Here is a 20,237-nt window from a genome sequence, read left to right as displayed (position 1 = left end):
AATAAGAAAGGGATGAAAAATGAGACGTATTTATTTTATAGGGTTAATTTTGTACACGCTAATTGTATTACACGTTGCATTCCCAAATATCTTTTCATTTGAGGATTTAGAAACAGTACACGTTGCGATATTTATTTTTGCTCTATTTGTAGTAGATTGCTTTATTTCTATATGGATTTCGAAAAGAAAAGATATACAAGGTGAAAAAGAAATGGAACGGAAAAAGAGAAAACATTCATTTTGGATGATGACATACTGTTTGTCTTTAGTGCTTACTGCTGCTTTTTTTAGTGAACATATTCCATTAGAAAGATTAAATATTGGATTTGGAGCGTTCGTATTCGCATACTATTTTTTTATGCACTTTCTTCCTTATATGAAAGAAAAGCGAGGAGAAGAGGAAGACCAGCTTGTAGAAGAAGCGAAAGAACAAGAGAGTAAGAGAATTGAAGGAGATATAAAGAAACTTGGAGAACAAAAATGGTATTTAAAATCAAAAATCATATATGTTCTTTGCTTCATTACGCCGCCAATCGGCTATTTGTACGTCTTCTTACTTCGTAAAAAAATGACAGAGGGTGCAAAGCAAACGTACTTAACGATCGCGACAATTATGATGGCGTTATGGTCTTTGAAGTTTCTTCCGCCTTATGTGTTGGCAATTACCGTTGTTGTCGTAGCATGTCTTGTGTTTATAGTGAAGTTTATAAAATGAAAAACACCAAGCCTATGTGGACTTGGTGTTTTATCTATAAATTAAAGCTCACCTTGCTCTTCATCACCACGAACAACAAGGACATCGCATTTCGCATAGCGAATAATATGTTCAGAGACGCTACCAATTAGGAAACGCTCAACAGCATTTAAACCAGTCGCACCACACATAATTAAATCTACTTTATGGTTTGGAGCGATTTCTTTTGAAATTTTTGATTTAGGATTACCGAATTCTAATACAGTTTCAATTTTTTCAAGACCAGCTTCAAGCGCAGTTTTTTTGTAGTCTTCTAATAAGTCTTCTGCAAATAGATTTGCCCGTTCCGCAATTGCACGGCTATAAGCTTCTACTGCTGAGTATGCTTTTACATCAACGATATGAGCAATTGTTAATGTTGCATTGTTGCGCTTTGCGACTTGAATTGCTTTTTTAAAGGCTTTTTCTGCTTCTTTAGAACCATCCACCGCGATTAAAATATTTGTATATGTATTATTCATAGTAAATTCCTCCCAATCTGTTTTATAACTGTTTACAACTTAATTATAAAACAAATTTTGGTAACGTGCTTGCCAGAAACGTTACAGAATTTTGAAAACTCTGTTTCAATTCATTTTAGTTGTAATTGGAGCGAGAACTTGTTACATATGAAGTATAGCAATTTAAAAGGGGGCAGTTTTGTGAGACATGCGCTCATTACAGCCGGTACGAAAGGTTTAGGAAAGCAAGTAACAGAAAAGTTATTGGCTAAAGGCTATTCAGTAACAGTAACGTACCATAGCGATACCACGGCTATGGAAACGATGAAAGAAACATATAAAGATGTGGAAGAGCGTCTACAATTCGTGCAAGCGGATGTCACGAAAAAGGAAGATTTACATAAAATAGTAGAAGAAGCGATGAGCCGTTTTGGCAAAATTGACTTTTTAATTAATAATGCTGGTCCATATGTATTTGAACGAAAAAAGTTAGTTGATTATGAAGAAGATGAATGGAATGAAATGATTCAGGGAAATTTAACAGCGGTATTTCATTTATTAAAACTTGTCGTTCCGGTCATGAGAAAACAGAACTTTGGCCGTATTATTAATTACGGATTTCAAGGGGCGGATAGTGCACCGGGATGGATTTATCGTTCAGCTTTTGCCGCAGCGAAAGTAGGACTTGTTTCATTAACGAAAACAGTTGCTTATGAAGAAGCGGAGTATGGTATTACTGCGAACATGGTATGTCCTGGTGATATTATAGGCGAGATGAAAGAGGCAACTATTCAAGAAGCACGTCAGCTGAAAGAGCATAACACACCGATTGGTAGATCTGGAACAGGTGAAGATATTGCAAGAACCATTTCGTTTTTATGTGAGGACGATTCCGATATGATTACCGGTACAATTATTGAAGTTACTGGTGCAGTGGATGTTATTCATAGACATCGATAGAATAAAATAAGATGAAGTTTCGAATAATTGGACAGTTTATCCATTGTGCTGAGAGGTGCGGATAATACTGTCCTTTAATATAAAATTAAATCTATCGGAAAACTCGTGTTATTTTTTTGTCAAATATTGAGATATTATGTTAAAATATAAGAGCGTAGAAAGCGCTTTAAAAAAATGATTCAGGGGTCATTTCATAACTCAAGGGGGAACTAATCATGCGTATCGGTATTCCAACAGAAATTAAAAACAATGAAAACCGTGTGGCAATGACGCCAGCGGGAGCAGTACATTTAGTACAAAATGGTCATGAAGTTTTTGTTCAAAAAGGAGCAGGTTTAGGATCTGGCTTTACGGATGAAGAATACGTACAAGCTGGTGCGAAACTTGTAGAAACTGCTGAAGAAGCATGGAATCAAGATATGGTTATGAAGGTAAAAGAGCCAGTAGCAAGTGAATACGGCTATTTCCGTGAAGGTTTAATTTTATTCACATACTTACACTTAGCTCCAGAACCAGAATTAACGAAAGCATTAATCGATAACAAAGTTGCATCAATCGCATACGAAACAGTACAATTAGACAATCGTTCTTTACCATTACTTGCACCTATGAGTGAAGTAGCTGGTCGTATGTCTGCACAAATCGGTGCACAATTCCTTGAGAAAAACAAGGGTGGTAAAGGTATTTTACTTGCAGGCGTTCCAGGGGTAAAACGCGGCAAAGTAACAATCATCGGCGGTGGTCAAGCTGGTACAAACGCAGCTAAGATTGCAGTAGGTTTAGGTGCAGATGTAACAATCATTGACTTAAGTGCAGAACGTCTTCGTCAATTAGATGATATTTTCGGTAACCAAGTAAAAACATTAATGTCTAATCCATACAACATTGCAGAAGCTGTTAAAGAATCTGACCTTGTTATTGGTGCAGTATTAATTCCAGGTGCAAAAGCGCCAAAACTTGTAACTGAAGAAATGATTCAATCAATGGAACCAGGTTCTGTCGTTGTAGATATCGCGATTGACCAAGGTGGTATTTTCGAAACAACTGATCGTATTACAACTCATGACAACCCAACTTACGAAAAACATGGCGTTGTTCATTATGCAGTTGCTAATATGCCAGGTGCAGTTCCACGTACGTCAACTCTTGCATTAACAAACGTAACAGTACCATATGCAGTACAAATTGCGAACAAAGGCTACAAAGATGCTTGCTTAGGCAACACTGCATTACTAAAAGGTATTAACACATTAGATGGATATGTAACATTCGAAGCAGTTGCAGAAGCTCACGGCTTACAATACGCTGATGCGAAAGAGCTACTTGAAAAAGCTCCTGCTTTATCATAATAGAAATACATTCGAGACCTTCCTTTATGAGGAGGGTCTTTTTTTATGGAGAAATAACATGTGAATAATTGTTATTTATTGGTGTAAATTGATTTTTATTATGATAATTTAGAATTATATAACAAAAAGAGGGGATTCAATGGGGAGCAAAAAGAGGAAGAAAAAGCAAGTTAAGAGACAAGAGTATATGAAGAGAAAACAGGAACAGAACATACCTTTTTCAAAAAAAGTAGTCCTTATGATAGAAAAAGTATTTCGATATATTTGTATGTTCTTGTATGTGATTTTTTGTGTGTTTTTATGTGGGATGGTTAAAAGTTTGGGGATAACCCCTAATGTTATTGAAGGTATTTTTGGCGTTATGCTTGTTATGGTAGAAGGAATCTTATTCTTTATATTATTTGATAAAGTATGGCCTAGTCATGAAAGTAAAAAAGATAGAAAAAGAAGCAAAAAATCTTCATCCAATTCAAGCTCATCAAGTGGATTCGGTGACTACAGTAGCAACGATTGTAGCAGCTCAAGTGATGGTGGAGACTAAGTTAGTTTTTCAGAAGAACGACTAATGAAAGGGTGAGACGGAATATGGAGATTGTGAACTTAATAGAATTAACAAAGGACATTCAAGATCAACATAAAAACTTCGTCGTTTCAAATGTAAATAGTCATTGCTTACGAATCGCTGTATTTACTGGCGAATATGATTGGCATTATCATTCTAATTCGGATGAATTATTCATTGTGCTAGAGGGAGAATTGCTTATCGATTTTGAAGATGGAGAAACAGCAGTTTTAAAGCCGAATGATTCTATTTTAATTCCAGCGTGTACGATTCATAGAACGAGAGCATTAAAGAGAACAGTAAATCTTTGTTTCGAAAATATAGAAGCTGATACGATTAAAGTGGAGCAGTTATGAAAAAATTATCTGTAGCCGAGTATAGAAAAATCATTCCGATTTTGGAAAGTAATACAAGAACGACGACATTTGCTTATGCGGTATGTGACCAAATGATAGATGGTGAGATTTTTGCCAACGAGAAGTTAACAGCAGGATTAATTCGTACAGTTAACGGTATCTATTATTTATTTGGTCATACGGATGATCAAAATTATAATGAAGATTTATTGATGTATTTAAAAATGGCTATTGAAAAAACAGAGAAGAGATTTACACTATTCGCTTCAAGTGAAGAGTGGGAAATGATGATTGAAGGGCGTTTTAGTAATGTACTTCGGAATATGCCACGAATGAAATTCCAAAGAGAAATCTTTGAAGAGCGAACACAAGATGCAAATAAAAATACATATGAAGTGAAGCGTATTGATAAAAGTGATATAGAACGAAGCAGTGAATTTACAGAGAAGTATTATAAAGAATATTGGGGATCAAAAGAACTATTTTTGAACGGTGGTTTCGGATTTTGTATAGAACAAGGTGGGATGATTATAGCTGAATGCGTCTCAATATTTAGAGGGAATAGTTTTGCTGAAATCGATATTGCTACGCATAAAGCATATCAAGGGAAAGGATTAGCTCAAGCTGTTGCGACACGGTTCGTTGAGCATTGCATGCAAAATGATATTACACCGTGCTGGGATTGTTATGTAGACAATATTCCTTCGCAAAAACTAGCTAGTAAATTAAGTTTTCATAATCCGATAGAATATAGATTGTTTGTACGTAAGAAAACGGGGGAATAAAAATGAATGTGGAATTAACGAGATTCAAAGTGAAACAAGGTAAAAGTCATCGTGTAGATGAATGGATGCAGCTTCTTAATGACAATATGAAAGAAGTGCTTTTGACATTAAACGACGAAAAGATGTACGTTGAGACAATTTTCCGGGAAATAAGAGATGGAGAAGAATACTTATATTGGTATTCTGTGCAAGGAGAAGGCGGGGCTCTTGTCGAAAATTTTCATCATGAAATTGATAAAAAGCACTTGGAATTTTGGCATGAATGTATTGATGAAGAAGCACCATCTGTTGATATGAAAACGGAAGTTGTTATGATTCAAGATGTTGTGAGGGAAGCGATGGAATAATAGAGTAATATTTTGTGAACAAAAAACAGTCTTATTTTTTTGCTGAAATATATATTATTGGAGATGCTATAGGATGAGAATTAGTAATAAATATATCACTCTCGATGAAATAGAGATAATAAGAGAATCCTTAAATAAATTGCATGAATATCATAATAATAAATCAAAATATTTTTCTGGCGATTACCCCAGAATGACATTTGAGGAACGTATTGAAAATTATAAAAAGAACTCAAAGTACGGAGAATATAGAATTGAATTATTGATTGAGTCAGAAACAGATAATATATTAGGATTTTGTATAGCGTATAGTAAAAGCGTAAGCGGAAAGATTGAAGTTTTATTTGTTGATGAAAAATACCGAAGAAACGGATTTGGTTTGAAATTAATGAATAGTGCAGTGGAATGGTTTAAAGTGAAAAAGATAGATGAAATTGAATTAACAGTAGTGTATGGAAATGAAGCTGTATCATTTTATGAAAAGCTGGGATTTTATCCTCGTTCAATTATTATGGCAACTAAGTCATAACGATAGTATGGGGAGAGATGAGTGGGAGTTTTTGTTTCAAAAAATGATTCATATTTTACTAAATTATATGTGAAGAGCACATCAAAATAAATGTGCTTTTTATTATGGGAAAATTTATAAAAGCTGTATTTGGATATCTTTAAGTGAAAATAAAGAGGGATATCGAGAATATTTTAGGATAAACTATAAAGTGAAACTTTAATCAGTGGTGAGGGCATCCCTCACTGATTATCAGCCCTCACCAATCGGGCTTTTACGAGCAGTCCGCCCCCCATCTAACTTCTTTGCTTCCGCTGAATTTTGATGTGGGGTCTTACTGCCTGTTAATGCGGGATAAAGAAATAAAAAACACCAAACCAAAAGACTTACCAATATACGGTGTAGTCGTAACAGGAAAACAGAGGATTTACAAAGTTTACAAGGGTCACCGTATATTAAGGCTGCTGTAAGAGGTGTAACAGTTGAGAAATATTGATTACGAGTAATTAATGTGAATAATCAGAAAACTTATGTTATAATATGGGAAAAGGAGGTTTATATGAGGCAAATACATGGAGCAATTTATATTTACATAACAATGTTTTTCGTGGCGATATCCTATGGATTGGGGCACGTGTATTCGCATCCTATACTAACTTTTTTAAGCGGAGCATGTATGGCGTTTGCGCTTCTTGTCCACCTTTTCTCAGTTTGGATCGTGAAATTTCAATTAAATATTAGTGAAATAGAAGAAGGCACTTTCTAAGTGGCCTTCTTTTTTTAATAATATTTTGGAAGCTCTTGTAGCAATTTTTCAATTTCGCATTCGGTTTCTTTACATATAGACAGTGTGCGTAGTCTGAAAAATAAGCTGCGTAAGAAAGATTTTATATTTCCGTATAAGTACTCATACGATTTAATATGTAATGTTTGTTTTTGGAAGGGTAATTGAGCTACTAAATCATGAAGGGCTAATATGAGTACCTCTTCCTTTAGACCATTTTGTAGCATTGCGACAATCGGATAAACGAGACGTTCGTCTTCTTCATATTTGTAGTAAATAGAATGGACACAAACTTTGTTTAATAAAGTTTGTAATATTTCTTCGTAATATAAAGTTTCCAGTTTAGGACTACGAACAAGCGCCTCAAATGTATCAGAAGCGTGAGCGATACTATGTGCCCAGCCGTGGTCTTGCACATATCCGCGGAAATCATGCTCGTTGTTCATATATAACACTAATCGATCTTTTACATGTAAAAGATCAGCCTGTGATAAGAAATTATGATTTGTATCAGCATCAATAATGAGTGCAATTAATAATGTTGTAAATGCACGGGTAAATACCGCATCTTCGTCATCCGAATGAATCTTATACAATAAATATTTGTCACTGATGCTTTCTAATAATAGTTTCTGTAATTGTGTGTGTGAAAGGTAGTCCTTTTTGATGAGATGGTAAAAAGTAGAGCAAATAAGTTTGTCCCTTAAATAGCTATCGGTAACACCGATATGTTTAAGCATATTGGAAATTAAAGAGTCCATGTTAATTGTATCCATTACGTAATGATTATTACGAATTTCTTCTAACTGTTGTTGTAACATATAAACCTCCTATTTTAGAAAATTCTGTATTTTAATAGTATAATAAGAGGAAGAAATAGACAATAAATAAGTGCTTTTGAATGGAGGGGCATGATGAAGAGAGCATTATTCTTTTTTATTAGTATTTTCTTTTTAGGAAGCTGTTCCATTTCGTATGCTACTTTTTCTAGCGAGAGCAAAAGTTGGACGGGACAATATAAGGGCCATATCAAGGACGACAGTGAAGATGGAGTGTTTACGTTTCAGTATAAGGGCGGAGATGGGAATACAGAATTTAAGAATTTAGAAATTGCTATTAATGGAGCCTTTAGTACAATGACACAAACGTCAGAAGTTCATAGAGGAGCAAAGGTTGAAATGAAGTCTTCTTGTGTAAGTTGCGCGCCTATCTCTAAAGATGAACCAATAGAGATTGTGATTAAATGGGATGATAAGTATGAGGAGAAGATGGTGCTAAATTGGAAATAGTAGAGAAATAAAAAAGGCAGCAATCAAGCTGCCTTTTTTATTATTTTACAAATTGTAACTCTTTCGGGAACTTCGTTAAAATTTCTGATCCGTCTTTTGTGATGTAAATATCATCTTCAATACGAACGCCACCTACGTTTGGTACGTAAATACCTGGCTCGATTGTGAAGACCATACCTTCTTTTAATGGAGACTCGTTGCCAGCTTTTACATCTGGATATTCGTGTACGCTAATTCCAAGTCCGTGACCAAGGCGGTGGGGGAAGAAGTCACCGTAACCTGCATCTGCGATAACAGAACGTGCAGCGTTGTCGATTGCGCCAAGTGTAACACCCGGTTTACATGCTTCAACTGCTTGTAGTTGTCCAGCAAGTACAGTGTTGTAAATGCGAGTTTGCTCTTCAGAAATCTCACCGAATGCTACTGTACGTGTAATATCAGAGCAATAACCATCAATGATTACGCCTAAATCAAATAGTACGAAATCGCCGCGTTTCATTTTGTTTGCGCCAGGAATACCGTGTGGAAGAGCAGAGTTCGCACCTGCTAATACCATCGTATCAAATGACATTTTATGTATGCCTTTTGTTTTTAATTCGTGTTCAATAATTGCTAATACTTCTAGCTCGCTGCGGTTTTCTTTAATTGCATTTACACCAACTTCAACAGCATAGTCCGCCATTTTAGCTGCTTCGCGTAAAATAGAAAGTTCTTTTTCATCTTTAATTAAACGAAGTTCGCGAACTTTCTCCTCAGCTGATTTGAAAGCTGCATTTGGGAATAATTTCTTTAATTCTTCGTAGCGCTCTACGTTTAAATGTTCTTTTTCAATTGCAACTGCATTTGCATTGATGCCGCGGTCTTTAATTGCTTTTGCAATCATATCCCATGGTCTGTCAGTATCAGTAAATCCGATAATTTCATGTGCCCAGCCAGCGTTACGCGCTTGACCTTCTTCCATTTTAGGGCAAATTAAAATAGGTTCTTTTTCTTGGAATACAAACATACCAAGAAGTCTTTCGTGTGGTTCACAGTGGAAGTTTGTCATGTAGAAGACGTTCGGTGTAGAAGTTAAGAACGCAGCTTCTACGTTTTTTTCTTTTAGCCATTGCATTAAATTTTCTAATCTAGCATTCATCGATTGGCACCCCCGAGATATTTAATTACAAATATAACTTTAACTCGGAAGAAAGTGTTATGACAAGTAAATAGATGTTAGAAAAGACAGGGAATTGAAAAATCATGTAGAATAAAAAGTGAGAATGTGAATAGGGAGGAATGTAATAATGAAAGTATCTTATCATGGACATTCAGTTGTGAAAATTGAGGCGAATGAAAAAGTTATTTTAATTGACCCGTTTTTAACAGGTAATCCGAAAACAGATTTAAAAGCTGAAGATGTAAAAGTGGATGCAATTCTTTTATCGCATGGACACGGTGATCATGTTGGAGATACAGTAGAGCTTGCGAAGAAAAATAATGCAGTTGTTGTAGCGCCATTTGAACTAGCAACATTTTTAAGTTGGCAAGGTGTAAATACACACCCGATGCATATTGGTGGTTCACATGAATTTGACTTCGGAAAAGTGAAGTTTACACAAGCATTCCACGGCTCTAGTTATATTGATGAAGAAAATAAGACGATTACATATACAGGTATGCCAGCAGGTATTTTATTTACAGCAGAAGAGAAAACTGTATACCACGCAGGAGATACTGCACTATTCTCTGATATGAAGTTAATTGGGGAATTAAATAAAGTTGATCTAGCATTTTTACCAATTGGTGATAATTTCACAATGGGACCAGAAGATGCTGTACTAGCGGCAAAATGGATTAATGCGAAAACTGTTGTACCGATGCATTACAATACGTTCCCAGTTATTGAACAAGATCCATATCAATTTGTAGAAAAGCTACAAAATTGTACAGGGAAAGTATTAGAAGCTGGAGAAAGTATTACACTATAGAAAAGAAACCCTTCATTTGAAAAAGAAAAGTGAAGGGTTTTTTATGTGTGTAGGACAGCTTTTAATACTTGTATTTGTTTTGGTGATTCTTTTCTTTTGGTACGTGGCTGTTCAGGTGTTTCATTCAATTCCATTGTAACTTTTTTCCCATCTACGAAAGCTAAAAATACAGCACCTACAACCTCTAAAAGTTTTTTCATCATGTGTTCGCTCCTTTGTTTTATTTCTTGTCTTAATTGTATAGGTAATCAAGTGTGCGAACTATCGAATGAGATGACAATAGCATTACATTGTTGTAATAGAATGACTGGTGGAATGTAAGAGTCATTTTGTTATAAAAAAAATAGTACAGGTATGCAAAGAGAGAGTGTAACAGTTTTGAAAATATAGTATACTGAAAGTACAACACATGAAGAATTTAGGGAAAAGAAAGTATGGTGAAACCATTTGGCTACCAAGCATAACCAAATTTTAGAACATATTAATAGCCTGCCAGTAGGCCATAAAATTTCTGTAAGACAAATTGCGAAAGATTTGAGTGTAAGTGAAGGGACCGCTTACCGTGCAATTAAAGATGCAGAAAATAAAGGGTATGTTAGTACAATTGAACGTGTCGGAACAATTCGAATTGAACAAAAGAAGAAAGAGAATATCGAAAAACTGACATATGCAGAAGTCGTTAACATTGTCGACGGTCAAGTACTTGGAGGCAGAGAAGGACTACATAAAACGTTAAATAAATTCGTAATCGGGGCAATGAAATTAGAAGCGATGATGCGCTATACAGAAGCTGGGAACTTACTTATTGTCGGTAACCGTACGAACGCACATCAATTAGCGTTAGAAACTGGAGCCGCTGTATTAATTACGGGCGGATTTGATACGGAAGATCATGTGAAGAAATTAGCAGATGAATTAAAACTGCCGATTATTTCAAGTAGTTACGATACCTTTACAGTTGCAACGTTAATTAACCGTGCGATTTACGATCAGCTTATTAAGAAAGAAATTGTACTCGTTGAAGATATTTTAACGCCAATTGAAGAAACGTTATATTTAAAGCCAAATGATACAGTGCAGCAATGGCATGCCTATAATGAAGAGACGATGCACGGAAGGTATCCGATTGTTGATGAAAGTAACAAAGTGCTAGGAATCGTGACTTCAAAAGATATGATCGGAGTAGCGAAAGAAACACCAATTGATAAAGTGATGACAAAACACCCAATTACAGTGAACGGTAAAATGTCTGTCGCAGCTGCGGCACGTATGATGGTGTGGGAAGGAATTGAATTACTTCCTGTCGTTGAGGAAGGAAATAAACTGCAAGGTATTATTAGCCGTCAAGATGTACTTCAGGCACTGCAAATGATTCAACGTCAGCCGCAAGTTGGAGAAACCATTGATGATATTGTAACGAATCAATTTATGACGCCAAAAGAAGCGAAGAATGAGCATCTATATCAATTTTCGGTGACGCCGCAAATGACGAACTCAATTGGAACGTTATCGTACGGTGTATTTGCAACAATTGTGACAGAAGCGACAAATCGCGTCATTCGTGCGCAAAAGAAAAGCGATTTAATTGTTGAAAACTTAACGATTTATTTCGTAAAGCCGGTTCAAATTGATAATGTTGTATCTGTTCATCCGAAAGTATTAGAAATTGGACGTAAATTTGGTAAGGTCGATGTAGAGGTGCATCATGAAGGTAATGTTGTTGGAAAAGCATTACTTATGGTTCAGTTAATCGATAAATAAAAAGATGGAACAAATCATTTTGATTTGTTCCATCTTTTTTGTTGTTTTAAATTTGAAAGGCATGATTTTAGATGGGAGTTTTAGTGAAATATGTATGGGATGGAGTGGAAAAGTGACGTGAGAAAAGACAGAATAATAATTCAATTCAGTTGTATATTGTGTTATGATTATATTGTAAGAAAATGGAATTATGAAAGGTGGTATGCATTATGTCGTCAGCCGTACTTTTTTTTGGTAGTATCGCATTATTTTACTTTCTTGTAATGATACCTATTCAATATTTATATTTACAAGGTTTACATGAAAAAAAGGAAAAGACAGGATTATCTCAGCGAGAGCTATATGAAAAAATGTCTTTTGAAGAAGAACAATTACATTTTCATGTACAAGGTAACCCATTTAATATACCATCTGCGTTTGTTGCATATATGATTTTGAAAGTTAAGCAACATAAAAAAGCATCACAATATTGATGCTTTTTTATGTTGCTTCATAGACTTCGGCTTCTTTAACTGCTAATGGCAAGAAATGTTTGTATTGGCGAAACCCGTTAAATACACTTGCACTACCAAATAGAACGAATAAAACACCAACGATAATACGAGCGGTTGAAAGTTCTAAAAAGAATTGGTTTATCCCGAAAAATAAAACGAATGAACCGAGTGCCATTGCGGATTTTCCTGAGAGCCAACCTTTCTCCATTGGGCGGTTTGTACGAAAGTATTTTGTTTTGTAAAAGAGGTACAACATAAATGAGACGATAATACAGAAGACTAATACTGGCATAGTGAACACTCCTATCGCTTTATGAAAAATAATAGAAAAGAAAAAGAAATATCTAAACTTTCTAACTTTTATTATAAAGCAATTGTTCGCATGTATGAAATACTTTCCGTTATAATGGAGGATAAAGTGAAGAAGTTGATTAAAAAGGAGATTATACATATGCATGAGCAAATTTTAGGAGCAATTAAAGAGTTTGATACAATTATTATTCATCGCCACGTGCGTCCGGATCCAGATGCGTTAGGTTCACAGGGTGGTCTTGGTACAATTCTACAAGAATCGTTTCCAGAGAAAAATATTTATACGGTTGGGTACAATGAACCGTCACTAGCATACTTACGAGTAATGGATGATATTGAAGATAGTGTATACGAAAATGCGCTTGTTATTGTTTGTGATACTGCGAATCAAGAACGTGTTGACGATCAACGCTATACAAAAGGGAAGATGTTAATTAAAATTGATCATCATCCAAATGAAGATCCATATGGAGATATTACGTGGGTAGATACGACAGCGAGTTCTACAAGTGAAATGATTTATGAGTTTTATAACTATGGAAAAGATAAAGGATTAAAAATAACAAAAGAAGCAGCTCGCCTTATTTTAGCAGGAATTGTTGGAGATACAGGTCGTTTCTTATTCCCAAATACGACAGCAAAAACACTTCGTTACGTAAGTGAGCTTGTTGATATGGGTGTGAAATTCACAGATTTATACAATGAAATGTATAAGACAAAAGAAAAAATTGCTCGTTTAAACGGTTATATTTTACAAAACTTTACGATGGTAGAAGAAGGAGCAGCTTACATTAAATTAACGAAAGAAGTATTAGAAGAGTTTGATGTACTTCCTTCTGAAGCATCTGGTGTTGTTGGAGCGCTTGGCAATATTGATGGATTAAAGGCGTGGGTTCTATTTTTAGAGGAAGACGACGTAATTCGTGTTCGTCTTCGTTCAAAAGGACCAGTTATAAACAAATTAGCAATGCAATATAACGGCGGGGGGCATCCGATGGCTTCTGGTGCGAAGGCATTTTCTTGGGAAGAAGCGGATCGTCTTTTTGCTGATTTACGTGAGATTTGTAAATAAGAGACTATATGTTAGAACGAAAAGAAGGAGCGGCGCTAAAGCCCTCCTTCTTTATTTTTCTTTCTCTATAGTAATGCTAATTTCAAGCACTGTATCAAAAGATATTGTATCGACTTTAAAACGGTATAGCCGATCGTAATGTTTGTACGTTTTATTTTCGATTACCTTTTTAAGTAGGTCTTTATTTTTTGCGATACTTTGAATGTTTTTCGTTAAAAGATGTTGGAGATCATTATGGATAGATGTAGTCATATTTTCGAGTGTGAGATTGTCTAAATCGTATTTTTCTCGATTGATAAGTTTTATTTTAATCTCTTGAATGGTTAAGAGCCGTTTATTTTCAGTGTTCAATTTTTCTTGATCTTCGAGAAGGACGTGGAGCTTTGCTTCTTGTTTTTCTATAATTTCTCTTTGTTCTGCTATTTTACTAGCTTGTTCTTCTTGAAAAACACCGTATATGTACAAAAAAATAAACCAGCTCAAAACGCCTCCAACAGCAGCCCCAGCTAATACTAAGTACCATCTTTTTGCTGTATTAGCACTTGGTACTCTCATACATGTTCCTGCGTTAGCCATTTAATAATAATGAGACCTGTTTGCATACCACCAGTTGCGAAAAAAATAAGGAGAATTTGTTTTACGATATCTTTCATATCTCCGCCAAAGAAACTTCTTTCAAAGCTATAAAAGGTATCGAATGTTCCGCCGATTGCTGCAACGAGTGCCCAAATTCTTAAATTTTGGGCGAATTGATTAATGTAAGTTAGAGCTGGTTTTCCAATAAGAAACGCACCAAATCCACCAATTAATGAACCGCCAAGTATAACCCCAAAGGCAATAAAATAACTAATAATAAGCAGAGAGAAAAAAGTATGTTCTCTTACATCCATCGTCATTCCCCTTTCTTCTTCATATATATGGACAAAGTATAAGAAGTATGTTTTGATTTCCGCTTTCCTCATCACCTATAATAAAAGTAGTCAAATAGGTAAAGAGAGGGTACAACAGTGAAGTTTGTGCATTTACAATGTCAAACCGTTTTTAGTTTATTAAAAAGTGCTTGTAAAATTGATGAACTTGTAGTCAGGGCGAAAGAACTTGGTTTTTCATCGCTGGCTATTACGGATGAAAATGTTATGTATGGTGTTATTCCGTTTTATAAAGCATGTAAGAAACATGGTATACAGCCTGTTATTGGATTAACCGCTTCTATTTTTAGTGAAGAAGAAGAAAGGTCTTATCCGCTTGTATTACTTGCTGAGAATGAAATAGGCTACCAAAATTTATTAAAGATTTCTAGCAGTATTATGACAAAGTCCAAAGAAGGTATTCCTAAGAAGTGGCTTGCGCATTATGCGAAAGGATTAATTGCTATTTCACCAGGTAAAGATGGCGAAATTGAGCAATTATTACTAGAAGACAATGAGAGTCAGGCTGAAGAAGTAGCTCGCACGTATCAAAATATGTTCGGCCATTTTTATATGAGTTTGCAGCATCATGCGATTCAAGCTGAGTTGCTTTTACAAGAGAAACTACCTGAATTTATTAGTAGGGTTAATATTCCAGTCGTTGCAACAAATGATGTGCGCTATATCAATCAAAGTGACGCGCTTGTTCACGAATGTTTACTATCTGTTGAAAGTGGAACGAAAATGACTGATCCAGATAGGCCGAGGCTGAAAACAGATCAGTATTATTTAAAGTCATCGGATGAAATGGAAGCACTATTTTCCCATGCGCCGGAAGCAATCCAAAATACAATAAAAATTGCAGAGCGTTGCCAAGTAGAAATACCGTTCCATGTAAATCAACTTCCCAAGTTTCCTGTTCCGTCTAATGAAACGAGTGATATATACTTGCGTCGTGTTTGTGAAGAAGGTTTGCGGAAACGATATGGTGAACCGAAAGAAGTGCATATAAAGCGTTTGAATCATGAATTAAATGTTATTTCTCGTATGGGATTTAGTGATTATTTCCTCATCGTATGGGATTTTATGAAGTATGCACATGAAAATCATATTCTAACAGGACCAGGTCGTGGATCGGCAGCTGGTTCACTCGTTTCATACGTATTAGAAATTACAGATATTGATCCAATTGAATACGATCTATTATTTGAAAGGTTTTTAAATCCTGAACGTGTGACGCTTCCCGATATTGATATTGATTTTCCAGACGTAAGACGTGATGAGATGATTCGCTATGTGAAAGATAAATACGGTCAGCTCCGTGTTGCGCAAATTGTAACGTTTGGTACGCTTGCAGCAAAAGCGGCAATTAGAGACATTGCCCGCGTAATGGGGCTTCCGCCGCGAGATATTGATATATTTTCAAAACTTATCCCATCAAAGCTTGGTATAACGTTAAAAGATGCATATGAAGAATCACAATCACTTCGTGAGTTTATACAAGGGAATCTTCTGCATGAGCGTGTGTTTGAAATCGCAAAACGTGTAGAAGGTTTACCACGTCATACGTCTATTCATGCGGCTGGTGTTATTATGAGTCAAGAACCGCTAACAGGCAGTGTAGCAATTCAAGAAGGACATAACGATGTTTATGTTACGCAATATCCAGCCGATGCGCTAGAAGAACTTGGGTTGCTTAAGATGGACTTTTTAGGATTACGTAATTTAACGTTACTTGAAAATATTATAAAATTTATCGCGAACAAAACAGGGAAAGAAATCGATATAAGAAACTTACCTCTTCAAGATGAAAAGACGTTCCAATTATTAGGGAGAGGGGATACAACAGGTGTATTCCAGCTTGAGTCAGGTGGTATGCGAAATGTACTTCGCGGGTTAAAACCGAATGAGTTTGAAGATATCGTAGCTGTTAACTCGTTATACAGACCAGGACCGATGGAACAGATACCGACTTTTATTGAATCGAAACATGGAAAAAGAAAAATCGAATATTTACATCCGGATTTAAAGCCAATTTTAGAAAGAACATACGGCGTCATTGTATACCAAGAACAAATTATGCAAATTGCATCGAAGTTAGCTGGGTTTTCGCTTGGAGAAGCAGATTTACTGCGCCGTGCGGTGAGTAAAAAAAATCGTGATATTTTAGATCAGGAACGTAAGCATTTCGTCCAAGGATGTTTGCAAAATGGTTATGATGAGACGTCTGCTGAAAAAATTTATGATTTAATTGTAAGATTTGCGAATTACGGTTTTAACCGAAGTCACGCTGTAGCTTACAGTATGATCGGATATCAGCTTGCCTATTTGAAAGCAAACTATACGCTGGAATTTATGACGGCATTATTATCAAGTGCAATTGGAAATGAAGATAAGATTGTACAGTATATACGAGAAACGAAGCGGAAAGGTTTTCACGTTTTGCCGCCGTCTCTTCAGAGAAGTGGTTATAACTTCCAAATAGAAGGGAATGCGATACGTTACAGTTTACTTTCGATCCGAAATATTGGAATGGCTACAGTGACGGCATTATTAGAAGAACGAGAGAAAAAAATGTTCGAAGATTTATTTGAATTTTGTCTCCGTATGCCGTCAAAGTTCGTAACGGAGCGTAATTTAGAAGCTTTCGTCTGGTCGGGATGTTTTGATGATTTTGGTGTTTCGAGAACGAATTTATGGAAAAGTATTAAAGGGGCGTTAGAGTACGCGAATCTCGCACGTGATTTAGGAGATGCTGTTCCAAAATCAAAATATGTACAAGGAGAAGAGCTATCTTTTATTGAACAACTAAATAAAGAGAAGGAAGTACTTGGCTTTTATTTATCAAGTTATCCGACAGCGCAATATGTGAAGTTAGCAAAAGAATTAGAAATTCCATCTCTCGCTCAGGCGATGCGACACAAGAAAAAAGTACAAAGAGCTATTGTGTATATAACAAGTGTTAGAGTGATTCGTACGAAAAAGTTTCAAAAGATGGCATTTATTACATTCTGTGATCAAAATGATGAAATGGAAGCGGTCCTCTTCCCGGAAATGTATATACATTTCTCGGATAAGTTGCAAGAAGGAGCAATTGTTTTAGTTGACGGTACGATTGAGCTAAGAAATCATAAGCTGCAATGGATTGTAAATGGACTACATCCGCTAGAGGAAATGGATGTTTATGAAGAAAAGAAAGACGCATCTGTTTACGTGAAATTGCCATCTCAGTATGAGAAAAAGCTTTTAAATCGGGTTACGAAAATATTGTTCGACTATTCAGGTTTTGCGAAAGTACTAATTTATTATGAAAAGGAACATAAAATGGTACAATTATCTCGGAGTTTATCGATTCATCCAAGTGAAGAATGTTTAGGAGCACTTCGTGAAATTGTCGGGGAAGAAAATGTAGTTGTGAAAATATAATGGACAATTTCCCTACACTTCGATTATTATAGTAGTAGTGTTCGTGGTCAGACCACTTGGAGAAATTGATATCAGCAAGAATAATTTGAGGAGAGTGGATAGTTTGTCAACACTTCGTGAAGAAGCACTTCACATGCATAAAGTGCATCAAGGAAAATTAGAAACTGTATCAAAAGTAAAAGTAGAAAATGCAAAAGATTTAAGTCTTGCATATTCTCCAGGGGTTGCAGAACCTTGTAAAGAAATTTATGACGATAAAAGTAAGGTATATGAATATACGATGAAGGGAAATATGGTAGCAGTTGTGACAGATGGAACAGCTGTACTTGGTCTTGGTAACATTGGACCTGAAGCATCTCTTCCAGTAATGGAAGGTAAAGCTGTATTATTTAAGAGCTTTGCTGGTGTAGATGCATTCCCAATTGCCTTAAATACAAACGATGTAGATAAAATTGTTGAAACTGTAAAATTAATGGAGCCAACTTTTGGCGGCGTTAACTTAGAAGATATCGCAGCACCAAACTGCTTCATTATTGAAGAGCGTTTGAAAAAAGAAACAAATATTCCTATCTTCCATGATGATCAACACGGAACAGCTATCGTAACAGTAGCAGGTCTTGTAAATGCACTGAAATTAGTTGGAAAGAAAATGTCTGACATTAAAGTTGTCGCAAATGGCGCAGGTGCAGCAGGTATTGCAATTATTAAACTTTTATATCGCTATGGTGTACGCGACATTATTATGTGTGACCGTAAAGGCGCAATCTATGATGGTCGTCCTACAGGTATGAATCCAGTGAAGGATGAAGTTGCAAAATATACAAATAAGAATCGTATAGAAGGTTCTTTAGCTGATGTTGTACAAGGTGCGGACGTATTCATTGGTGTATCTGCAGAAGGTGCATTAACAGAAGAGATGGTTCGTACAATGAATGACGATGCGATTATTTTTGCAATGGCGAATCCAGTTCCAGAAATTATGCCAGAATTGGCAAAAGCAGCGGGCGCAGCTGTTGTTGGAACAGGTCGTTCTGACTTCCCGAACCAAGTAAATAATGTATTGGCGTTCCCTGGTATTTTCCGCGGTGCACTTGACGTACATGCGACACAAATTAACGAAGAAATGAAGATGGCAGCTGTACAGGCTATTGCTGAGCTTGTAGCAGAAGATGAGTTAAATGCAGACTATATCATTCCGGCACCATTTGACGCGCGTGTAGCGCCTCAAGTAGCGGCTTACGTTGCAAAAGCAGCAATGGAGACAGGAGTAGCTCGCCGTCAAGTAGATCCAAATGAGATCGCTGAAAAAACAAAACAATTAGCGCTGATTGGTAAAGAATAAGCGAGGAATTTCCATTGACATCATCAAATACAAAAGTATATCTCGAAATTGTAAAAAAAATCCGTTCCATTATGGAAGAGGATGGATTGGTGGCGGGGGATCGTTTGCCGTCTGAGCGTGAGTTAAGTTCACGCTTAAACGTAGGACGTTCCTCTGTAAGAGAAGCATTGCGTGCTTTAGAACTGGTAGGATTGATTGAAACGAGACGTGGTGAAGGGACGTTTATTCGAAACTTTTATGATAACGGTCTTGTACAATTAATTGCTCCGTTCTTATTGCAAGATGAGAAAACAATTCGTGATTTATTACAAACGAAACGATTACTCGAGAAAGATATGATTCGAATTGTATGTAATTTACCGAAAGAAACGTTTTCTAAAGTGCTAAGTAAATTACATCAAGTGCTTGAAGGAAACGAAAACTCAATTCCAATGCTTCATCAAACGTTCTTTAAAACACTTATTGAACAAGTCGATAATTATTTACTATATCGCATTTGGATGATCGTAAATGATTACGTATCAACGCTTTCTTGTAAAGTTTCAAGAGATTCTATCGATATGTATAGAAAGCTTTACGCTACTTTGGAAGAAAAACAAGAAAATGATGCACTAAAAATTTACGATGAATTAGTAGAGAATATACAGTTTCACTCGTAATGTATAAAATTTGTCGAAATGACCATGACACGTTATGACAAACATTCTACCGCTTAGCGGTTAAAGTTAAACGTAAAGAGTGAGGTTATTAGACAGATTGAGAAGATAAGGCTAACATCAAACTTTGGTGTTAGCCCCATTTTCTTCTTACGCTAACCT

General features: G+C 35.9%; 24 protein-coding genes and 1 pseudogene. 18 read left to right on the top strand and 7 right to left on the bottom strand.

The genetic code is table 11. The features are described 5' to 3' along the window. Positions 1-19: 19 nt before the first annotated feature. Positions 20-715, top strand: coding sequence for a hypothetical protein (locus tag GBN78_RS00380; protein ID WP_098432122.1), 696 nt, complete (start codon positions 20-22; stop codon positions 713-715). A gap of 41 nt (positions 716-756) precedes the next feature. Here the strand turns inward: GBN78_RS00380 and GBN78_RS00375 are convergent, their stop codons facing one another. Beyond that, entirely contained in the window at positions 757-1,215 is a 459-nt protein-coding gene (locus GBN78_RS00375) for a universal stress protein (protein WP_001066673.1), read from the bottom strand. A gap of 147 nt (positions 1,216-1,362) precedes the next feature. Here GBN78_RS00375 and GBN78_RS00370 point away from each other — a divergent pair, with 147 nt between their 5' ends. From GBN78_RS00370 to GBN78_RS00335, 9 genes and pseudogenes are all read left to right on the top strand, one after another. After that, complete coding sequence (locus tag GBN78_RS00370) at positions 1,363-2,154, top strand: SDR family oxidoreductase (RefSeq protein WP_002062486.1); 792 nt, start codon at positions 1,363-1,365, stop codon at positions 2,152-2,154. A 215-nt stretch (positions 2,155-2,369) separates the two neighbouring features. Further along, the gene (gene ald / locus GBN78_RS00365) at positions 2,370-3,503 is read left to right on the top strand and encodes an alanine dehydrogenase (protein WP_001219402.1); all 1,134 of its coding nucleotides are present in this window, start codon (positions 2,370-2,372) and stop codon (positions 3,501-3,503) included. 139 nt (positions 3,504-3,642) lie between these two features. Next, positions 3,643-4,044: a hypothetical protein gene (locus tag GBN78_RS00360; protein WP_152126863.1), complete on the top strand. Its 402-nt coding sequence runs from the start codon at positions 3,643-3,645 to the stop codon at positions 4,042-4,044. Positions 4,045-4,088: 44 nt separating this feature from the next. Continuing rightward, entirely contained in the window at positions 4,089-4,421 is a 333-nt protein-coding gene (locus GBN78_RS00355; protein ID WP_152126861.1) for a cupin domain-containing protein, read from the top strand. Beyond that, complete coding sequence (locus GBN78_RS00350; protein WP_000736726.1) at positions 4,418-5,206, top strand: GNAT family N-acetyltransferase; 789 nt, start codon at positions 4,418-4,420, stop codon at positions 5,204-5,206. The genes GBN78_RS00355 and GBN78_RS00350 overlap by 4 nt, the downstream gene beginning before the upstream one ends. A 2-nt stretch (positions 5,207-5,208) precedes the next feature. After that, a complete protein-coding gene (locus GBN78_RS00345) occupies positions 5,209-5,553 on the top strand; it encodes a DUF6176 family protein (RefSeq protein ID WP_152126859.1) in 345 nt (114 codons plus the stop codon). A 73-nt stretch (positions 5,554-5,626) separates the two neighbouring features. Next, the gene (locus GBN78_RS00340; RefSeq protein WP_001222923.1) at positions 5,627-6,082 is read left to right on the top strand and encodes a GNAT family N-acetyltransferase; all 456 of its coding nucleotides are present in this window, start codon (positions 5,627-5,629) and stop codon (positions 6,080-6,082) included. Between the two features lie 335 nt (positions 6,083-6,417). After that, positions 6,418-6,557: pseudogene (locus GBN78_RS30045) on the top strand (anti sigma factor C-terminal domain-containing protein); the annotation flags it as partial. Positions 6,558-6,620: 63 nt separating this feature from the next. Further along, entirely contained in the window at positions 6,621-6,827 is a 207-nt protein-coding gene (locus tag GBN78_RS00335) for a hypothetical protein (RefSeq protein ID WP_001248905.1), read from the top strand. A gap of 14 nt (positions 6,828-6,841) precedes the next feature. Here GBN78_RS00335 and GBN78_RS00330 read toward each other — a convergent pair whose 3' ends face one another. Next, the gene (locus tag GBN78_RS00330; RefSeq protein ID WP_000941454.1) at positions 6,842-7,666 is read right to left on the bottom strand and encodes a DUF2785 domain-containing protein; all 825 of its coding nucleotides are present in this window, start codon (positions 7,664-7,666) and stop codon (positions 6,842-6,844) included. Between the two features lie 93 nt (positions 7,667-7,759). Here GBN78_RS00330 and GBN78_RS00325 point away from each other — a divergent pair, with 93 nt between their 5' ends. Continuing rightward, the gene (locus GBN78_RS00325) at positions 7,760-8,134 is read left to right on the top strand and encodes a hypothetical protein (protein ID WP_152126857.1); all 375 of its coding nucleotides are present in this window, start codon (positions 7,760-7,762) and stop codon (positions 8,132-8,134) included. Between the two features lie 40 nt (positions 8,135-8,174). Here GBN78_RS00325 and pepQ read toward each other — a convergent pair whose 3' ends face one another. Next, the gene (gene pepQ, locus GBN78_RS00320; protein WP_000994024.1) at positions 8,175-9,272 is read right to left on the bottom strand and encodes a Xaa-Pro dipeptidase; all 1,098 of its coding nucleotides are present in this window, start codon (positions 9,270-9,272) and stop codon (positions 8,175-8,177) included. A 148-nt stretch (positions 9,273-9,420) separates the two neighbouring features. On the opposite strand from pepQ, the gene GBN78_RS00315 reads away from it, so the two are divergent. Next, entirely contained in the window at positions 9,421-10,104 is a 684-nt protein-coding gene (locus GBN78_RS00315) for a metal-dependent hydrolase (RefSeq protein ID WP_000868919.1), read from the top strand. Positions 10,105-10,145: 41 nt separating this feature from the next. Here the strand turns inward: GBN78_RS00315 and GBN78_RS30040 are convergent, their stop codons facing one another. Then, complete coding sequence (locus tag GBN78_RS30040; RefSeq protein WP_000976306.1) at positions 10,146-10,307, bottom strand: hypothetical protein; 162 nt, start codon at positions 10,305-10,307, stop codon at positions 10,146-10,148. A gap of 244 nt (positions 10,308-10,551) precedes the next feature. Between GBN78_RS30040 and GBN78_RS00310 the strand changes: the two genes are divergently transcribed. Continuing rightward, positions 10,552-11,865, top strand: a complete 1,314-nt coding sequence (locus GBN78_RS00310) for a CBS domain-containing protein (protein ID WP_128267139.1) — start codon at positions 10,552-10,554, stop codon at positions 11,863-11,865. Positions 11,866-12,074: 209 nt separating this feature from the next. Then, a complete protein-coding gene (locus GBN78_RS00305; protein WP_000093044.1) occupies positions 12,075-12,338 on the top strand; it encodes a DUF3949 domain-containing protein in 264 nt (87 codons plus the stop codon). Positions 12,339-12,345: 7 nt separating this feature from the next. Here GBN78_RS00305 and GBN78_RS00300 read toward each other — a convergent pair whose 3' ends face one another. Beyond that, positions 12,346-12,651, bottom strand: coding sequence for a YtpI family protein (locus GBN78_RS00300; protein ID WP_001144776.1), 306 nt, complete (start codon positions 12,649-12,651; stop codon positions 12,346-12,348). Positions 12,652-12,810: 159 nt separating this feature from the next. On the opposite strand from GBN78_RS00300, the gene GBN78_RS00295 reads away from it, so the two are divergent. Further along, positions 12,811-13,743, top strand: a complete 933-nt coding sequence (locus tag GBN78_RS00295) for a DHH family phosphoesterase (protein WP_030028516.1) — start codon at positions 12,811-12,813, stop codon at positions 13,741-13,743. Between the two features lie 51 nt (positions 13,744-13,794). Here the strand turns inward: GBN78_RS00295 and ytrI are convergent, their stop codons facing one another. Further along, positions 13,795-14,298 (bottom strand): sporulation membrane protein YtrI, encoded by a 504-nt coding sequence (ytrI, locus tag GBN78_RS00290; RefSeq protein WP_001265736.1) that lies wholly within the window; start codon positions 14,296-14,298, stop codon positions 13,795-13,797. Next, positions 14,295-14,708: a YtrH family sporulation protein gene (locus tag GBN78_RS00285; protein ID WP_002005839.1), complete on the bottom strand. Its 414-nt coding sequence runs from the start codon at positions 14,706-14,708 to the stop codon at positions 14,295-14,297. The genes ytrI and GBN78_RS00285 overlap by 4 nt, the downstream gene beginning before the upstream one ends. A gap of 42 nt (positions 14,709-14,750) precedes the next feature. Between GBN78_RS00285 and dnaE the strand changes: the two genes are divergently transcribed. From dnaE to GBN78_RS00270, 3 genes are all read left to right on the top strand, one after another. Continuing rightward, on the top strand, positions 14,751-18,077 hold the full coding sequence (gene dnaE / locus GBN78_RS00280) for a DNA polymerase III subunit alpha (protein WP_152126855.1): 3,327 nt from the start codon (positions 14,751-14,753) through the stop codon (positions 18,075-18,077). Between the two features lie 133 nt (positions 18,078-18,210). Then, positions 18,211-19,419 carry an NADP-dependent malic enzyme gene (ystJ, locus tag GBN78_RS00275; protein WP_161508111.1) on the top strand — a complete coding sequence of 403 codons (1,209 nt, stop codon included), beginning with the start codon at positions 18,211-18,213 and terminating at the stop codon, positions 19,417-19,419. Positions 19,420-19,433: 14 nt separating this feature from the next. Continuing rightward, positions 19,434-20,078 carry a FadR/GntR family transcriptional regulator gene (locus tag GBN78_RS00270; protein WP_000204439.1) on the top strand — a complete coding sequence of 215 codons (645 nt, stop codon included), beginning with the start codon at positions 19,434-19,436 and terminating at the stop codon, positions 20,076-20,078. The last annotated feature ends 159 nt before the right edge of the window (positions 20,079-20,237 follow it).

This window comes from Bacillus sp. B2-WWTP-C-10-Post-4, assembly GCF_009183805.1.
GTDB classification, from domain to species: Bacteria; Bacillota; Bacilli; order Bacillales; family Bacillaceae_G; genus Bacillus_A; species Bacillus_A cereus.
The sequence above is the reverse complement of the archived record's forward strand: the minus strand, read 5'-3'. Positions and strand labels throughout refer to the sequence as shown.

Bases quoted from the DNA above. Each gene is read 5' to 3' on its own strand.
- GBN78_RS00295 (WP_030028516.1), top strand. From the start codon at position 12,811: ATGCATGAGCAAATTTTAGGAGCAATTAAAGAGTTTGATACAATTATT.
- ytrI (WP_001265736.1), bottom strand. From the start codon at position 14,298: ATGAGAGTACCAAGTGCTAATACAGCAAAAAGATGGTACTTAGTATTA.
- GBN78_RS00315 (WP_000868919.1), top strand. From the start codon at position 9,421: ATGAAAGTATCTTATCATGGACATTCAGTTGTGAAAATTGAGGCGAAT.
- GBN78_RS00300 (WP_001144776.1), bottom strand. From the start codon at position 12,651: ATGCCAGTATTAGTCTTCTGTATTATCGTCTCATTTATGTTGTACCTC.
- GBN78_RS00370 (WP_002062486.1), top strand. From the start codon at position 1,363: ATGAAGTATAGCAATTTAAAAGGGGGCAGTTTTGTGAGACATGCGCTC.
- GBN78_RS00355 (WP_152126861.1), top strand. From the start codon at position 4,089: ATGGAGATTGTGAACTTAATAGAATTAACAAAGGACATTCAAGATCAA.
- GBN78_RS00325 (WP_152126857.1), top strand. From the start codon at position 7,760: ATGAAGAGAGCATTATTCTTTTTTATTAGTATTTTCTTTTTAGGAAGC.
- ystJ (WP_161508111.1), top strand. From the start codon at position 18,211: ATGCATAAAGTGCATCAAGGAAAATTAGAAACTGTATCAAAAGTAAAA.
- GBN78_RS30040 (WP_000976306.1), bottom strand. From the start codon at position 10,307: ATGATGAAAAAACTTTTAGAGGTTGTAGGTGCTGTATTTTTAGCTTTC.
- pepQ (WP_000994024.1), bottom strand. From the start codon at position 9,272: ATGAATGCTAGATTAGAAAATTTAATGCAATGGCTAAAAGAAAAAAAC.
- GBN78_RS00345 (WP_152126859.1), top strand. From the start codon at position 5,209: ATGAATGTGGAATTAACGAGATTCAAAGTGAAACAAGGTAAAAGTCAT.
- ald (WP_001219402.1), top strand. From the start codon at position 2,370: ATGCGTATCGGTATTCCAACAGAAATTAAAAACAATGAAAACCGTGTG.
- GBN78_RS00350 (WP_000736726.1), top strand. From the start codon at position 4,418: ATGAAAAAATTATCTGTAGCCGAGTATAGAAAAATCATTCCGATTTTG.
- GBN78_RS00305 (WP_000093044.1), top strand. From the start codon at position 12,075: ATGTCGTCAGCCGTACTTTTTTTTGGTAGTATCGCATTATTTTACTTT.
- GBN78_RS00340 (WP_001222923.1), top strand. From the start codon at position 5,627: ATGAGAATTAGTAATAAATATATCACTCTCGATGAAATAGAGATAATA.
- GBN78_RS00335 (WP_001248905.1), top strand. From the start codon at position 6,621: ATGAGGCAAATACATGGAGCAATTTATATTTACATAACAATGTTTTTC.
- GBN78_RS00330 (WP_000941454.1), bottom strand. From the start codon at position 7,666: ATGTTACAACAACAGTTAGAAGAAATTCGTAATAATCATTACGTAATG.
- GBN78_RS00360 (WP_152126863.1), top strand. From the start codon at position 3,643: ATGGGGAGCAAAAAGAGGAAGAAAAAGCAAGTTAAGAGACAAGAGTAT.
- GBN78_RS00375 (WP_001066673.1), bottom strand. From the start codon at position 1,215: ATGAATAATACATATACAAATATTTTAATCGCGGTGGATGGTTCTAAA.
- GBN78_RS00380 (WP_098432122.1), top strand. From the start codon at position 20: ATGAGACGTATTTATTTTATAGGGTTAATTTTGTACACGCTAATTGTA.